Here is a 12,010-nt window from a genome sequence, read left to right as displayed (position 1 = left end):
ACCATCGCGATGATACCGACGACGACGACGTTCGCGAGAACGCCGTACGTCCGGTCCGCGGTCAGTTTCTGGCCGCCGAGAATCGCCAACTCGGGGTTCAGCGGGCCGAGCTTCAACAGGCCGAACGACCAGTACAGATACCAGTCGGGCAGGATAATCGCCGGCGTGGAACTGGGGTTCGCTGGCGCGCCGATGTGCGGCGGCATCGTCGCCGAGAGAAACAGGATGACCCCGACGAAGAAACTCGCGATAGAGAGGTTCCGGATTATCTCGTGGGGCCACGTCGGGAAGCCGAGCACGTCGCGTTCGACGTAGCTCGACTCCTGTCTGAGGTCCTGATCCTCGCGACGAGAGCGTTCGAAGTACTCGTACGTCAGCCGGTTGAGACCCACCGACCGCTTCTTGCGTTCGCTCCACGTCGGCGTCTCGTCGTCGGGGGAGACCGGAAGGCCCGACCCGTCGGTCCGTTCGGTGCCGTCGAGCGATTCGGTATCATCTGACATGGTACTCACACGGCTAGTATCGGACACTCCACGAGAATAGATGTTTCCCCGAGGAGAGTCACGCGTCTTTTCGGAAATAGTCTCAGAGAAACGAGACGTTCGAACGCGTTCGAGGGGCGGCGTATGCGGTCGAAATTCGAATACAGAGAATATTGGTCCCTCGATTGTTAGCTTTCAGTCGTCCCCGAGAAGCGCTCTGGATTCGGGTGGTTCGCGTCGGACGACGCTCCCCTCGACGGCGAACCGGGCGTTCGCGTATCCCCGGCGTCGGTTCGTCGTCCGAGCGGTTCTCCCTCGTTTCGAATCCAGTTTCCCACCGATGGTCCGGCGACTCACCTCCCCGGTTTCGCCGCCTGTCCGGTCCGTCCGAAAGTCTATGTTCTTCTGTTCGCTCTCTCCGGCTGTACGACTGAAACCGCTATCGCCTCCGGTGGAGATATCGCTCTCGCTTCCGCGGACACGGTGGTGTCGAAAAGAGTCGATACCGATCGGCAGTTCCGTCGATTCAGTCGTCGCCGTCCGCGGACGCGGTCCGTTCGGTCCACGAACGACCGGTGCCGTCGGAGACGACGACGACGGGTACCTGTGCGTCTTCGCTCACCGACTCGGTCGTAGACCCCGAGACGAACCGGCGAAGTCGGCCCTTCCTCGGCGCGCCCATGACGATAGCGTCGTAGTAGCGCGCCTGTCGCACGAGAACGTCGGCCACGTCATGTTTCGGTTCCGCCTCCAAGGACCAGGTGTCCACCCGGTCGAACGACGAGAGTCGGTCGTTTGCGTCCGCGAGGACGGCCCGACTGGCGTCGTGGTCCGCTTCCGACGCGTCGGCCGAGACGACGTGGAGCAGGTCTATCCACGCGTCGGTGGCGGCCGCCAAGGCTCTCGCGGCGTCTACCGCCAGTCCCGAGTGCGGACCCCCGGCGACGGGGACGAGGACGGACCGGACCCCGTCGAAACTCCCGCGGCCGTTCGTCCGCACCACGTCCGCGTCGGTGGCGGACGCGATTCGCTCCCCTATCGACGGTCGAAGTTCCGACAGTACGCGGTCGGTCGGCGCGTCCTCGACGACGACAGTTCTGGCTCCGAGGTTCGTCACCGCATTCTCGACTGCGACGGCGAGACTGTTCTCGTCGCGGACGATACCGGTCGCCGAAACCGACCCGTCGGAGACGGCTCGCGCCCGCAACGCGCGTTCCGCGGCCGAACGCGCCCCGTCGGTTTCGGGGACGTCGGACGGCGTCTGGTTCGGAGCGGTGTCGAGAAACACGAGTTCGCGACCGGTCGCGTCCGCGAGTGCGACGGCGTACGTGAACGCCTGCGCCGTCGACTCGTCGTTCACTACTGGCACGAGTATCGGTTCTCCCTCGCGTAGAGAGTTCCCCGACCCCCCGTCCGCGGTGGGAGACGAGCGATGGCCGTCCGCCGGAGAGTCCGACGACCGGTCGTCGCTCGGCTTTGCGTCCATGTGACGTGCACCCCTCGAGCACATATAATGCCACCGAATGTTCACGAATCAATACCTGTGAAGCGCAAATTGCATGTTCACGTCTCTCGCCCCGAACCGCGGTTACGACACTCATAACGGGGCGGACCGCGGTCGATTGCGAGCGAGCGCCCTCGAATCGGCCGTCTCACAGGGTGGACTGCTGGACGCGGGACCGACGTCTGCCGACGCCTCTCGTCGGGTGCTCGCAGGCCTCGTTCCCGAAGTTTGCGACTACCTCGAAAAACCAGTCTATAACAAAGTCTACATACAGATACGTTGGATTCGAGGACGTAGGCCACTCACCGAAGACGGTGCGTGTCGCCGGGTGACGCGTTCGCGTCGCGTGGTCGCACCCCCGGGGGTGGCCGTCGGAGACATCTCATCTATGTACAACGGAAATCGCATCGCGGTCGTCGTACCAGCACACAACGAGGAGGGACTCGTCGGGCGAACGATCGAGACCGTCCCGTCGTTCGTCGACCGGGTCTACGCGGTAGACGACGGTTCGACGGACGGCACGTGGGACGAAATTCGGCGCACCGCGCGGCGACTGAACGACGACCGGGCGAAAGCGATGGCGACCGACGGCGGACACCACGATGGACAGTGCGTGGTTCCGATCCGACACGAGACGAACCACGGCGTCGGCGCGGGCGTCAAAACCGGCTACCGCGCGGCCATCGAAGACGAGATGGACGTCGTCGCGGTGATGAACGGCGACGCGCAGATGGATCCGTCGATACTCCATCGCTTCTTGGACCCCATCGTCGAGGGACGCGCCGACTACGCGAAGGGCGACCGGATCAGCAGGCGAGAGAACGTCGGCGACATGAGCAGGTGGCGACTGTTCGGCAACCACCTCCTCACGTCGCTCACGAACCTCTCGAGCGGCTACTGGCAGACGGTCGACTCCCAGAACGGGTACACGGCGGTCTCCGTCCACGCGCTTCGTGAGATAGCTCTCGACGAACTCTACGACGGGTACGGGTTCCTCAACGACCTCCTGACGACGCTGAACGTCAACGACTTCCGGGTCGTCAACGTCCCGCACCGAGCGGTGTACGGGGAAGAACAGAGCGGCATCGTCTACAGAGAGTTCGTTCCCCGACTGTCCGGGTTGCTCCTGCGCAACTTCCTTCGCCGCCTCGCGGTTCGCTCTTCGGACGCTCGGTACGTTCCCGCCGTCGTCGCCTACTGCCTCGGGACGGTCGCGATGCTCTTCGGCGCGGGCTCCGCCCTCCGGAACGCGGCCCGCGGCGACTCCTCGGGAGTCCTCGGGTCGGCGGCATCCGGCGTCGCGGGCGCGGTACTCTTCGTCCTCGGATGTCGATTGGACGCCCGCGCCGCCGACCGACTCGAAACCGAGTACAGAGGCGAGTTCGACGAGACGTCCGCCGACTTCGACGACGAATAACACGGCACCGTTCTTCGCCGCTATCGGTCGCACCTCGCTGTCTCTTTCTCGCTAGACGCATCGAAACGGCGGACGCTCTGGCTAGCCGTGTCGGTGCGTCTCCGAGTTCGGCGCGGACGTTCTCTTCGATGCATCGCTCGGACGGACCGTTGTGCGCATCGCCTCGACTGTCGCGCCCTGTCCCGGGCTCTCGTTCGCGTTCTTCGGTCCAGAGTCGCTCTCCGACGCCGGGACTCGTTCGGGCCGTCCGGTGAGCCTGCTCGTCGTCTACGACGCGCTCACGGCCGACAGCGACGCACGCCTCGTACTCACACGAACGACAGAAGAGACCGGCCGTCGGGAGTCGTCTCAGCGGCGGGCTTCGGTGACGATGCCGCGGATGTTCCCGACGATTCCCCAGTTCGACTGCTGGTCGAGGACCAAGGCGGAGACGCTGTACGCAGCCATTCCGACGACTATGCTCACTGCGAGTTCGATGGGTGCGATGAACGATATCATCGAATCGACGTACCAGACGACGGCTCCCATCGCCGCGCTCGCGGCGACCGGATACGCTATCTCTCGGAGTATCTCTCCGTAGCTCACGTCTATCATGTCGACCGTGACGTAGAGGTCGAGCGGCATCATCGGGAATACGTATATCGCCGTGACGAGAGCGGCCGTACCGACGATTCCGTACATCTCCGTCGCCGGCCAGATGAGCGCCGCCATGATGACCACGCGAATCGCAGAGAGCTTCGTCACCAGGTCCGGCCGGTCGAGCGTCTTCCAGACCGGTCCGAACGTCTTTCCGAGCGACCGGAGGAAGCCGTAGATACAGAGAATCTGCATCGGGACGACCATCTGCATCCAGTCGGGGCCGAAAAGCGCCATGACGAAGTCGGGGGCGACGACGGCGATGCCGAAGGAAACCGGCGCCGCGACGAACGACGTCACCCGTACCGTTCGCAGGAACCCCTCTCGCATGAGTTGACTGTCTTGTTGCACCTGCGAGAGCGCCGGGAACATCACAGAGGAGATGACGTTACCCAGTTCGGTCGCCGGAGCGTTCGAGAACCGGTACCCGTACTGGTAGAAGGCCAAGGCGGCCGGACCGAGAAGCCACCCGAGGAAGGCGTCGTCGCCTTCGCTGTAGAGGAAAAACAGGATGGAGGACCCGGTGACCCACTTGCCGTAGTCTATGAGGTCACGCGCGGAGTCGCGTTTGAACTCCAGTTGCGGTCGGTACGAATCCATCGCGTACGAGGCGATGAGGCGACCGGCGTCCTTCGCGACGTACCCGAAGACGAGCGCCCACGCGCTCGGCCAGATGAGGGCGTATCCGATCGCGACGCTGACTTGCGCGATGCTGCCGCCGACGCGATAGACGAACTGTTTGTGGAAGTCGAGGCTCTTTTTGAAGTACACCACCGCGGGGTTCCGGAAGCCGAGGATGAGCGGTGAGACGCCGATGGCGCGGATGAGATCCGTCGCCCGCGGTTCGCTGAACACCATGTTCCCGATGATCGGCGCGGTGAAGTACAGCACGACGAAGATGAGCATCCCGCGGGCGATTTCGAGCACCCACACGGTGTTGAGGTGCTCGTCGACGTTCTCTTCGACCTGCTGTACGAGTGCGTCGTTGAGACCGATCTTCGTGAACTTCTTCACGCCGCTGAGAACGAGCAACGCGATGCCGACGAGACCGATCTCCGCCGGGCCGACGAGGCGCGCGACGACGACGAGCATCGCCAGTTGGAGGCCGCGGCCGAACGCGTTCTGCCCCATCGCCCAAATCGCGCTCTTTACGGCCCGTTCCGCGGTCCCACCGGTGGGTATGAGCCGCTCTACGAGTGAGCGAAGACGGTCGCTCACGGTACCAGTCCCCCACGTGCACCTGACTGCTTCATTACTCGATTTGGTGTACTACGTTGGTATCGTTATATCTGAATTAATGTCGTGGCGGAGGATTCGCTCGTTCGGAAGCCACTCCAAAACCCGGATTCTCCGCGATTAAACCGCCCGCTTTGCGAACGACGCTGTGGTCGCAATCGAGGCGACGAGGACGTCTCGACGGCACAGAGTCGAGAGAGTCACCTCAGGCGACGTTGAACCACGCGTCGACGATTCGCTCGGAGTACCCTTTCCCGACGATGTCGAGGTTCCCGTCGCCGTCTAAGTCCACGAGTTTCGCCTCGTGGGTCGCGACGCCTTCCTCGATTATCTCCGATTCGAACGTTCCGTCTTCGTTTCGGTGGAAGACGAACTGCCGGGGCGAGTGTCCGTCTTCGAGACCCATCTCCGCGACGTATATCTCCAAGGAGCCGTCGCCGTCTATGTCTGCCACCTGGAGGCTGTGGGGGTTCGAGAGGTCGTCGTGCAGGATTGTCGGCGTCCAGTTCGGCGGGTCGAACAGGCCGAGGCGGGCGCGGCGGTCGTCGGGGTCTTGGTACGGCAGGTCGCCCTCGGTGACGAGAATCTCGTCTTCGCCGTCGCCGTCTATGTCCGCGACGGCGAGGCGCGTCCACGGCCACCCCTCCGCGAAGTTCTCGCGGTCCCACGTCCCGTCGTCGTTCCGGTGGAACACGTTCGGCCCGGCCAGAATTTCGACGATACCGTCGCCGTCCACGTCTGCGACTTCCACGCCCTCCACGTTGAGGTCCTCTGCGACCATGTGGCGGTTCTCGACGGGCCACGGTTCGCGCCGCGGGTCGTCGGGGATGTCGTAGTAGAAGACGACTGCGCTCTCTTGAGAGAGGACGACGACTTCGTCCTCGCCGTCACCGTCGACGTCTGCGACGGCGGTGTCGTGGTACTTCTCGAAGTCGTCGGTGATGAGGCGGCGCGTCCACTCCTCGCGGGGGTCGTCGGGCTGTTCGAACCAGTAGAGGTCGTGTTCGTTGAGGTTCTGTCCGGCGACGATGTCCATCGTCCCGTTGCCGGAGATGTCGCCGAGCGACCCGCCGACGGAGAGGTCAGGTGCCGTCGCCACGTCGTGACGCTCCCATCCGGGGTTCTCGTACCAGAATATGTTCGTCTCCATCTGCTTTATCACCTCGCGAGTGCCCGGCAGTTTTCGGAGGTTGAGTTCCTTTCCGAGGACGGGAACCGTGAACGGGTAGATGCCGCCGAGTGCACCGACGATGACGTCGGGCAGACCGTTTCCGGTCAGGTCGGTCGTGAGACAGAAGCTCATCTGACCGCACGGCGGAGAATCGTCGATACGGCTGTGTTGAAACTCCATGTACTCGGAGTAACACTACGAGAGAGAGATTGTAATGACGCGGTTAACGCCCGCGCGGCGAACGCTCCGTCGTCGCGACGAGTTCGACCGGCCGTCTCACCGCGCCGAACTGACGGTCTGTGACCGTTCCTCCGCGAAGAACTGCCTGACCAACGCCGCGCCGTCTTCGACTTTCTCGCTCGGCGACGCGCCCGTCTCGTTCCCGTAGACGACCCACTCGACGCCCGCGTCGTACGCTTCTCTGAGGACGTGTCCGGTGTCGACGACGCCGGTTCCGCGTTCGACGTCCTCGTACGCGCCGAATCGACCTGTCGGGGCCACGTCCCGGAGATACATCGTCGGTACGCGGCCGGAGACGGCGTCGAACGCGGCCGCGGGGTCGAACCCGGCGGCGTACACCTCGCAGACGTCGAGTTCGAAGAACAGGTCGTCCGGCGTCGTGCGCGCGGCGAGGTTCCAAAACCCGGTGTCGTCGGGGATTCGGATCCGGTCGGTGCGGCGGAACTCCGCCAGTCCGCGAGACGCGTAGGCGGCGAGTTCCCTCGGAAGCGGGGACGCCCCGAGAACCTCCGTCACTCGGTCGGGGAGGAACGGCCAGAGGTCGGTTCGGCCGTTACGGTAGCCGACGTCGACGTCGCGAGCGTCGAGTTCGTGCGCGAGGTCCGAGATGCGGTAGGAGAGTTCGCGGACGTTCCACCGACTGCGGACGTCCCACGCCGGAACGCGGGTGACGACGAGGCGGTCACAGCCCACCGTCTCACACCGGTCGAGCAGGTCGTTCTCCCCGGCGACGGCCGATTCGATAGTCGAGAGGTCGGCGTGCGCGGCGACGGGTTCGACGCTCGAATCGTCGAGAGCGTCGGCGACGGCGTGGGGGTCCGCGTCGCGGAAGCGGTCTGCGAACTCGACTCCCTCGAACCCCGCGGCACCGACGCGCCGAATCACGTCGGGGAGACTGTCCGAGGACTCTCGGACGCTGTGCAGTTGAAAGGCGGGACGCAGTGGACGCTCCATACCCGCGAATCCTCCGTCGCGAGCATTGTAATACAGTTACTAAGCCGTTTCAGGCCCTCACGCGGCCGTTTCAGCGATCGCTGCGTTCGCGCCGTCCGTCCGGCGTCCGGCCCGTTATCTCGTCCATATTCAACGCGGCGGACGCCGTATTCCCGTCCGTGACCTACCGAATCGGTTTCGTCGGAACCGGAGCACCGGACGGTGAGGGGTTCGCGATGGCGTACCGTCACGCAGAGGGGTACGACCGACTCGACGACTGCGAAATCGTCGCGTGCGCCGACCTCGTCCCGGAGAACGCGGAGGCGTTCGCCGAGGAGTACGGCGTTCCCGACCACCGCGTCTACGAGGACCACGAGAAGATGCTGTCCGAGGCGGAACCGGACGTGGTGAGCGTCTGTGTCCCGCCCGCGGTCCACGCGGACATCGTGGTCGACGTGGCCAGAAGCGGCGTCGTTCGCGCCATCCACTGCGAGAAGCCGATGGCGACCACGTGGGCGGACGCGAGGCGCATGGTCGAGGTGTGCGACGCCGAGGGCGTCTCTCTCACCATCAACCATCAACGGCGCTTCGGTCGCCCGTACAGGGAGGCGAAACGACTCCTCGACAAAGGGACGGTCGGCGAACTGAAGCGAATCGAGTTCCACGAGGAGGACCTCTACGACAACGGAACGCACGGGTTCGACCTCGCGAACTTCTACAACGACGGCGCGTCGGTCGAGTGGGTGCTCGGTCAGATAGACTACACGGACGAGAACAAACTGTTCGGCGCGCACAACGAGAACCAGGCCGTCTCGCAGTGGCGCTACGAAAACGGCGTCTACGGACTCGCCTCCACCGGTCGCGGCGAGGAGTTCGTTGGCGCACTCGTTCGACTCGTCGGCACCGACGGCGTCGTCGAAGTCGGCGACGACGGCACCGTCTCGTACCGCCGCGACGGCGGCAAGTGGAAGACGGCAGATAGCGGGACGGACGGGCGCTACCGGCCGCAACTGAGCAAACCCCGCCTCGGACTCCGATTCCTCCTCGCGAAGGTGTCCGAGGAACTCGCGGGCCGGTTGGACCCGCCCCTCTACACCGCCCGCGCCATCGAGGAAGTCGTCGAATCGATCCGAACGGGCGAGGAGTCGGAACTCAACGGCCGCGACGCACTCGCGGCGGACGAACTCATCTTCGCCACGTGGGAGTCTTCGCGCCGCCGCGGGCGGGTCGACCTCCCGTTGGAGATAGACGACAACCCCCTCGAAGCGATGGTCGAAGCCGGTGCGGTCGGCCCCGATTCGGACCTCCCCTCGCGCGCCGCGCGCCACGCCGACCCGGCGTCGAACGGGTCCGCTGACTCGCTCCCGTCGCGCTTGCTTCGGCGCGTCACTCGGTCGTAAATTCTCCTCTCCTCTCCTCTCCTCTCCTCTCCTCTCCTCTCCTCTCCTCTCCTCTCCTCTCCGTGTCCGCGCGCGCCGCCGACCCTCGGTTCCTCGTCGTTTCGTCGCTCCGACTTCCGATTTCGCCGGTGTCTCGGTTCGCGCGCCGACAGTTCGGTTCCCCCTCGCGGACCGGCACCACCGTGTCCGGAGTAACTCACCCGGACCGACGGTTGGCCCCGTCTCCCTCACGATTAGTCGGTAAAAAAGCCCACAGAACCCTCGTTTCGACCCCACCGCGTCCGCAGAAAACCGGAGATTTCGCCCCGCGCCGCCGTCCTTACTCGACAGATTCGTTGACGAGGTCCGCGGTCAGTTCCGCCACCTCGCGACGGACTCGCTTTGCGCGGGTCAGGTCGGGGGTCACGTCGTCGTCGGTGAGCGATTCGACGTAGTCGAGAATCTCTTCGGCGTCGCGAGAGTGGAATATCTCACCCTCGTCGATGAGCGCTTGGTCCACCGAGATGCGCGTGCTCGGGAAGAAGGAGACGGCGGGCGTCTCCATGCGCGCGGCCTCCCGCGCCATCGTTCCGGACCCGGTGAGCATGCACCGCGCGTGCCACGCGAGTTCGAGGCCGTCGAGGGCCTCCTCGGGGACGTAGACGTTCTCGGAGGGGACGCCGTCGGCGAACTGTTCGTCGTCGCCGCTCCGCGGCAGGTAGACGACGTTGATGCCGCGTTCGGCCGCGCCCGCGAGGATGTCGGGGACGATGCTTCCGTCCGCGTCGACGTACGTCGCGGAGAGCGCTTCCGGGCGGACGACGATGAACTCCTCGCCGTCGAACGGCAGTCGGTCGGGGAACGTCGGGTCCGGTTCGAACTCCGCGACGTAGACGTCCTCTTTGTAGCCGTCGTAGGTGTGGACGCTATCGGAGTCCGCGCCGCGGTCGGTGAGAACCGACGTCTCGAACGCCTCCGGGACGACGTTGTGCGTCGCCTGCGCTTCGAGTCGGTGGTAGAGTTCCTCGGCTTTCAGGTCGTCCACGTAGGCGCAGATGTCGTTGTCGGTAAAGTGGATCGAAGGCGTCCCGCGCGCCTTCGCCGCGAGGATGCACATCGCGTTTCGCGACGAGAGGGCGACGTCGGCGCTCGGCGCGCTAACGGTCAGTTGCGCGGTTCGCATGGGGATTCCCACTTTCCGGAGCGTCGGGTTCTCGTAGTCTTTGCCGACGGTCTCGAAGTCGAATCCGACCTCCTCGGCCAGCGGGACGGTTTCCGTCTTCTCGCGGACGGTAACCTCCGTCTCGACGTTCGAGAGGGTGTCGGTGAGCGCCTTGAAGAAAAACGGGTGGCTCGGGCTGGCGAGGTCGACCCACACCTTCACCGGGCCACCCCGGCGCGCGGATTCGGTCTCCGTCTCCGCGTCCGCCTCCCTCGACGAGCGTGTGGCCTCGCTCACGTCCATCCCTCCACGCCGACAGTCGCACAGTCGTCGCTTCGCGTCGTCCACGACGCGGTATGTGTACTCGTCATCGTCTGTACTGCGGGCGAGAACGTGTTTTGTTATGCGTCGGCGAACTGCGGCTAGACCCGATTCCGACGGCCGAGTCAGAGATACCCCAGGTCGGCGAGGTGGTCGCTCATCGAGTCGTCGAACTCCGCACGCTCCTGTTGGTCCGAGTAGGGAAGACCGTACTCGTTCATCCACGATTCGCACACCTCGGCCAGTTCCGCGCGGCGTTCGGGGCGGTCGTCGCCGACGTCCGTCTCGTCGGGAACCGAGAACAGTTCGTCGCCGTCCGTGCTTCGCGTGTACCGGAACTCGGGCGTTCGGAGGCTGGTGACGTCGTCGGAGTGGTACCGGCTCTCGTCGAAGGCGTCGCCTGACTCGGCTAGCTTCGCGAACTTCCCTCGCGCGCGGGCACCGCTCCGTTGGGTGACGGCGAACTCGCGGTCGTTCTCGCGCAGGTCGTAGCCGACGGGGAGGTCGAAATCGACGCCGGCCGCTTCGAGGACGGTCTGCATCGCGTCGGCGTGCTGGACGATTTCGTCGTGGACGCCGGAGAGGCCGGGGACGCCGGAGACGACCATCGGGACGTTCGAGACGGCGTCTTCGACCGATATCATGTGCGCGAGGAGCCCCGACTCGCCGAGCAGTTCGCCGTGGTCGGAGGTGACGACGACGATGGGGTCGTCGAGTCGCGACTCGGCGTACTCGACGATGCGTCGGGTCGTCTGATCGACGCCGAGTATCTCCGCGTCGTACATCGCGTGGATGGCGTTCCACTCGTCGTCAGAGAACGGGAGCCCGCTGGCCATGTGTTCGTAGATGTGTTCGGACATGTCCATCGACGTCTCCAAGGCGTCGTCGAGGCTCATGTCGAACCCGTCTTCGAACGCGTCCTGGTAGGGTCGCGGCGGGTGGTACGGGTGGTGGCTGTCGCCGAGGTGGGTGTACAGAAAGAGCGGCGTTCCCTCCTCGGCGGCCGCGTCGACGTGACGCTTCGTCAGCGCCCTGTCGAGGTAGCCGATAGAGTGTTTCCGCGTGTCGGTCGTGTAGCCCGCGGAGTACCGCCGGAGACCGGCCAGATACTTGATCATCGTCGGAATCCCGGCCTCGTCGACGAGCGTGTCCTTACTGAGGTAGTGGAAGTGGTCGAATCCTCGGTCGAGGCCCGTCGCCTCGGTCAGTTGCGGGTTCGGAGAGACGCAGGCGGTCCGATATCCCGCGTCGCGGAACGCCTCTGCGACGGTCGGAACGTCCTTCACGAGGCGGTCCTCTTGCGACCACGTCCGGTGTGCCGAGGGGGTCAGTCCCGTCAGTATCGACGCACTCGAAGACCGCGTCCAGATATCGTGCGAAAAGCAGTTGGTGAACGATGCGGCGTCCGACCGCGACGCGAGCGACCGGAGGAACGGAGTCGTGTCTCTGTCGTACCCGCCGAGGGAACTGTGGTCCTGACGGACGCTCTCGAGCGTTATCCAGACGACGTCTCGGGACATTGGATACCG

8 protein-coding genes and 1 pseudogene are annotated in these 12,010 nt (G+C 64.8%); 2 read left to right on the top strand and 7 right to left on the bottom strand.

Features of this window, described 5'->3' with window-relative positions; genetic code table 11:
* Positions 1-503: pseudogene (locus BM167_RS13480) on the bottom strand (cytochrome bc complex cytochrome b subunit); the annotation flags it as partial.
* 505 nt (positions 504-1,008) lie between these two features.
* A complete protein-coding gene (locus tag BM167_RS13475) occupies positions 1,009-1,968 on the bottom strand; it encodes a universal stress protein (protein WP_177213375.1) in 960 nt (319 codons plus the stop codon).
* Positions 1,969-2,374: 406 nt separating this feature from the next.
* On the opposite strand from BM167_RS13475, the gene BM167_RS13470 reads away from it, so the two are divergent.
* A complete protein-coding gene (locus BM167_RS13470) occupies positions 2,375-3,403 on the top strand; it encodes a glycosyltransferase family 2 protein (RefSeq protein ID WP_092893243.1) in 1,029 nt (342 codons plus the stop codon).
* Positions 3,404-3,751: 348 nt separating this feature from the next.
* On the opposite strand, the gene BM167_RS13465 is transcribed toward BM167_RS13470, so the two are convergent.
* From BM167_RS13465 to BM167_RS13455, 3 genes are all read right to left on the bottom strand, one after another.
* Positions 3,752-5,257, bottom strand: coding sequence for a lipopolysaccharide biosynthesis protein (locus tag BM167_RS13465; protein WP_092893242.1), 1,506 nt, complete (start codon positions 5,255-5,257; stop codon positions 3,752-3,754).
* Between the two features lie 223 nt (positions 5,258-5,480).
* A complete protein-coding gene (locus BM167_RS13460; protein ID WP_092893241.1) occupies positions 5,481-6,626 on the bottom strand; it encodes an FG-GAP repeat domain-containing protein in 1,146 nt (381 codons plus the stop codon).
* A gap of 96 nt (positions 6,627-6,722) precedes the next feature.
* Positions 6,723-7,640 (bottom strand): sugar phosphate isomerase/epimerase family protein, encoded by a 918-nt coding sequence (locus BM167_RS13455; RefSeq protein WP_092893240.1) that lies wholly within the window; start codon positions 7,638-7,640, stop codon positions 6,723-6,725.
* A gap of 158 nt (positions 7,641-7,798) precedes the next feature.
* On the opposite strand from BM167_RS13455, the gene BM167_RS13450 reads away from it, so the two are divergent.
* Complete coding sequence (locus tag BM167_RS13450) at positions 7,799-9,019, top strand: Gfo/Idh/MocA family protein (RefSeq protein ID WP_092893239.1); 1,221 nt, start codon at positions 7,799-7,801, stop codon at positions 9,017-9,019.
* A gap of 319 nt (positions 9,020-9,338) precedes the next feature.
* Here BM167_RS13450 and BM167_RS13445 read toward each other — a convergent pair whose 3' ends face one another.
* Positions 9,339-10,463: a DUF354 domain-containing protein gene (locus BM167_RS13445; RefSeq protein ID WP_092893238.1), complete on the bottom strand. Its 1,125-nt coding sequence runs from the start codon at positions 10,461-10,463 to the stop codon at positions 9,339-9,341.
* Positions 10,464-10,606: 143 nt separating this feature from the next.
* On the bottom strand, positions 10,607-12,001 hold the full coding sequence (locus tag BM167_RS13440) for a sulfatase family protein (RefSeq protein ID WP_092893237.1): 1,395 nt from the start codon (positions 11,999-12,001) through the stop codon (positions 10,607-10,609).
* Positions 12,002-12,010 lie beyond the last annotated feature (9 nt).

The sequence above is a fragment of the Halopelagius inordinatus genome, from assembly GCF_900113245.1.
GTDB classification, from domain to species: Archaea; Halobacteriota; Halobacteria; order Halobacteriales; family Haloferacaceae; genus Halopelagius; species Halopelagius inordinatus.
Note: the sequence above shows the minus strand (reverse complement) of the source record. Positions and strands in the feature narration are given on the sequence as shown.

Bases quoted from the DNA above. Each gene is read 5' to 3' on its own strand.
- BM167_RS13475 (WP_177213375.1), bottom strand. From the start codon at position 1,968: ATGGACGCAAAGCCGAGCGACGACCGGTCGTCGGACTCTCCGGCGGAC.
- BM167_RS13470 (WP_092893243.1), top strand. From the start codon at position 2,375: ATGTACAACGGAAATCGCATCGCGGTCGTCGTACCAGCACACAACGAG.
- BM167_RS13460 (WP_092893241.1), bottom strand. From the start codon at position 6,626: ATGGAGTTTCAACACAGCCGTATCGACGATTCTCCGCCGTGCGGTCAG.
- BM167_RS13455 (WP_092893240.1), bottom strand. From the start codon at position 7,640: ATGGAGCGTCCACTGCGTCCCGCCTTTCAACTGCACAGCGTCCGAGAG.
- BM167_RS13445 (WP_092893238.1), bottom strand. From the start codon at position 10,463: ATGGACGTGAGCGAGGCCACACGCTCGTCGAGGGAGGCGGACGCGGAG.
- BM167_RS13440 (WP_092893237.1), bottom strand. From the start codon at position 12,001: ATGTCCCGAGACGTCGTCTGGATAACGCTCGAGAGCGTCCGTCAGGAC.